Below are 2760 nucleotides of genomic sequence, written 5' to 3' on the forward strand. Positions count from 1 at the left end.
GCGATGCCGGCGGACAACTGCCCGATCGACTCCATCTTCTGGGCATGGACCAGCGCCTCCTCGGTGCGCTTGCGTTCGGTCATGTCGCTGGTGACCTTGGCGAAGCCGATCAGCGAACCGTTCTCGTCACGCAGCGGATCGATCAGGACGTGGGCCCAAAACCGGCTGCCGTCCTTGCGCAGCCGCCAGGCCGTCTCCTCGAAACGGCCGCGCTCGCGGGCGATCTGCAGATTGTGCTCCGGCTCGCCGCGCGCGCGCGCTTCCTGCGGATAGAACTCCCTATAGTGCCGGCCGAGAATTTCCTCCGCGGTGTACTGTTTGATCTGCTCGGCCCCGCGGTTCCAGCTCGTAACCCGGCCCTCGGGATCGAGCATGTAGATCGCGTAGTTGCTGACGCCCTCGACAAGAAGGCGGAAGTGTCGATCGGTGTTGGATGGCAAGCTCATCAGGACGACCCGCCGTGGATATCCGCCCGCTTCGCCTCGGCGGTTGTCAGAGTTGCGGCCTTTGCATCGCGTTCGGCGAGCACTGCGCTGACGACGCCGAGGAGAGCTTCCGAGGTGAAGGGTTTGCGCAGGCAGCGCGTCGCACCGAGTTCGAGCGCCATCCGGAGAAAATCCGGGGCGGGGATTCGATTTTCGGCGAACACGTAGCCGGAGATGGCGATCAGCGGCGTCGTCGGTGCGCACTGATGGAATGTCCGGACCGAATCGAAGCCTTGCATATGCGGCATGAAGATGTCGACGATGACCAGATCGATTGCGTCCTGCCGCAGCGCGGTCATTCCGCTGGCGCCGCAATCAGCGGTGATCACTTCGTGGCCGTCCGCCTCGAGCCAGGCGCGTATCGCCGATCGTAACAGATGATCATCGTCCACGAGCAGCAGTCTCGACATGTCGCCTCGCGCTGGTTTCTCCCGAAAGCCGGCATTTGTGCGCTGCTGATGGTCAGCGACTCGCCGATATTAAGCAAATCTTGTGGCGGCTCGCCGCGTCTGTCTCCCTCAATTACTGATTAGTACTTCGTCGGCCCGCGCGTTCTGTGGGCAACTTTCCGAGTCGCCGACGTTTGAGGCAGGCCCCCCTTGTGGAGGGCGCTCACCCGCTGGCCATACGCATGTTCCCGTGCGGAACTTGCGCGAGATCAATCTAGCGTTGTGGGGCTCGGCTACAGAACGGGGACCACCGCCAGAGGATCGACGATGGCTCGACCTGCCGAACAGCTACTCGTCAGCGAACGGGAAGTAGACACCTTGCCGCACCAGCCAAGCCCCGAGGCCGTGATGGTACTGACTGCGTTGATAGGCTGTATGGTGGTTGCCGAGGGTGCTTTCCCGCCGCCGCGACGGCCGGATCAGCACGAGAGTGAAGGGACTGCGCGACATAGCGCAGACGCTCGCGCAATTCGCGAGTAGTCGTACGAGGTGGACACGGCCGCGAAACCGCATGAAAGTTCCCGTCAGGGGTGAGGCGGCTCACCTGTGGCGGAACTGCCGAGCCGCCCGGTCGCGGGAATCGGCAAATGCGGATAGGATCCATGGCGACGGCGCGGCCTTCAGCGAACTTGATACTCGGCAATCTACCGAGCGAGGATTTCGACCTGTTGCGCCCTCATCTGCGCAACGTCGAATTGTCCTTCGGTCAGATCCTTATCGAGGCCGGAGAGACGGTGCATCGCGTCTACTTTCCGCATTCTGGCATCGTTTCCATCATGGCGCGCCTGCGACGTGGCGAGACGATCGAGGTCGCAGCGATCGGACGCGACGGCGTGATCGGCGACGGCGCGGCGCTGCATGAAGTGCCTTCGCCGGGGGCCGCGATCGTACGTTTTCCAGGTGTGGCCTCGGCCATCGACGCCACGTACTTCCGCGCCGCTGTCGATCAAAGCCCGAGCCTACGAGAAGCGCTGATGCGCCATCAATGGGTTCGCACGCTGAAAGCCGAGCAGACCGTCGCCTGCAATGCGGCGCACAGCGCCGAGGAGCGGCTGTGTCGGCGGCTTTATCAGTCACGTGAATTGTCGGGCAGCGACGCCATGCTGCTCAGCCAGGACATGATGGCGCAGATGCTCGGCGTCAAGCGCAACACAATATCGCTGATCGCGCACGCGCTCCAGCAGCAGGGCGTGATCCGCTATAGTCGAGGACGGATGCTGATCGTCAACGTCGACGAACTAGCCCGGCGCGCCTGCGAATGCCACGTGTCCGATCGGTTGGGCAGCACGTCGTCCGAACTGCGCGACATGCCGCCGCCACGTCCTCCGCTGCCCCGCGAGCAGTTTCAGCGCATTCCGTCGTAGACCGTGAGGCCGCGTGCGGCCTCCCATTTGCGGATCACGCGAGGGCCGAACCGGCGCTGCTCGCGTCCGACGATCCGCCACGACAGGGGCCGCAGGTCCGACATCGGCCCACGCACCATCGGTTTGAGAGGCGCCAGCAACCCGGTCATGGTGGCGGGCGTATAGGGCCGCGGCGCAAACGGCAGCACCAGCAATTCAAGAGGCACCTTGTCGCCCGTCTCCGAAACGGCTGTGAGGCCGGCTGTAATCGGGCGCAACTCAGAAGCCGCGATGTCGAGCAGGGCCTCGCCGTCGTGCCGGCTGTCGGCGGCGAATTGGGCGAGCAGGCTCTCACCTTTCAGGTCGCGGCCGAGCAGGGCGCCGATCCGGGTGCCGGCGACCCTGAACGGATAGCCACTGCGCGCGTCGCAGGCGATGACGAAAATGTCCCCGAGCAAGCTACGGATCGCGCCTGGTCGATGC

General features: G+C 64.3%; 4 protein-coding genes. 1 reads left to right on the forward strand and 3 read right to left on the reverse strand.

What is annotated here, in order from left to right:
• Together I5M_RS11320 and I5M_RS11325 are read right to left on the reverse strand one after the other, a co-directional pair.
• Positions 1-446 (reverse strand): PAS domain S-box protein (locus tag I5M_RS11320; RefSeq protein ID WP_031336090.1); only part of this gene is annotated, 446 nt, incomplete at its 3' end.
• A complete protein-coding gene (locus I5M_RS11325) occupies positions 446-895 on the reverse strand; it encodes a response regulator (RefSeq protein ID WP_022721510.1) in 450 nt (149 codons plus the stop codon). The genes I5M_RS11320 and I5M_RS11325, both read right to left, overlap by 1 nt.
• 641 nt (positions 896-1536) lie before the next feature.
• Here I5M_RS11325 and I5M_RS11330 point away from each other — a divergent pair.
• Positions 1537-2298, forward strand: a complete 762-nt coding sequence (locus I5M_RS11330; protein WP_022721511.1) for a Crp/Fnr family transcriptional regulator — start codon at positions 1537-1539, stop codon at positions 2296-2298.
• Here I5M_RS11330 and I5M_RS11335 read toward each other — a convergent pair.
• On the reverse strand, positions 2280-2760 hold a 481-nt coding region (locus I5M_RS11335), incomplete at its 5' end, for a PAS domain-containing protein (protein WP_031336092.1). The genes I5M_RS11330 and I5M_RS11335 overlap by 19 nt on opposite strands.

This window comes from Rhodopseudomonas sp. B29 (assembly GCF_000333455.1).
Lineage (GTDB): Bacteria > Pseudomonadota > Alphaproteobacteria > Rhizobiales > Xanthobacteraceae > Rhodopseudomonas.

What these genes read in the sequence shown, in the direction of transcription:
- I5M_RS11330 (WP_022721511.1), top strand. Translation starts at nt 1,537, where the DNA reads ATGGCGACGGCGCGGCCTTCAGCGAACTTGATACTCGGCAATCTACCG.
- I5M_RS11325 (WP_022721510.1), bottom strand. Translation starts at nt 895, where the DNA reads ATGTCGAGACTGCTGCTCGTGGACGATGATCATCTGTTACGATCGGCG.